Source organism: Xanthomonas sp. NCPPB 2864 (assembly GCF_056675615.1).
In genome coordinates this window covers 1-554 of the sequence record NZ_JBWWVS010000030.1, presented here as the reverse complement: position 1 = coordinate 554, position 554 = coordinate 1, and the positions used below count along the sequence as shown (strand labels likewise).

Genomic DNA, 554 nt, shown 5'->3' with positions numbered 1-554 from the left:
AGCGGCTGCCCGGCACCTCGGTGCGGGTATTGAGTATGTCGCCCAGCCGCTCGACCGAAATGCCGACCTGCTGGAAGTCTTGCCACAACTGAGCCAGCCGGATGATCGGCGCGGTGACCTGGCCCGAGAGCATGTTGAAGGCGATCAATTGACCAATCGACAGCTTGCCTTCCATCACCAGCTTTGCGCCCCAGAACAGCACCGCCACGGCGGTGAGCTTCTGCACCAGTTGCACGCCCTGCTGGCCAAGCGTGGCGATACGGGTGACGTTGAAACCGGCGCTGACATAGCCGGCCAGTTGGTTGTCCCAGGTACGGGTCACGCGCGGATCCACCGCCATCGCCTTGACCGTGCCGATACCGCTGACCGTCTCCACCAGGAAGGATTGGTTGTCTGCGCCACGCGCGAACTTGTCGTTCAAACGCTGACGCAGCACCGGGGTGATCAGGCCAGAGATGGTGGCGTACAGCGGCAACGACAGCACCACGATCAAGGTCAGCCAGCCGCTGTACCAGAACATCACCGACAGAAAGACCACCGTAAAGAACAGGTCC

The 554-nt window shown here is 61.9% G+C and carries 1 protein-coding gene; it reads right to left on the bottom strand.

Annotation, left to right across the window (positions count from 1 at the left end):
* The coding region (locus AC1KVE_RS21020) for an ABC transporter transmembrane domain-containing protein (RefSeq protein ID WP_481093048.1) at positions 1-554 on the bottom strand (554 nt) is incomplete at both ends.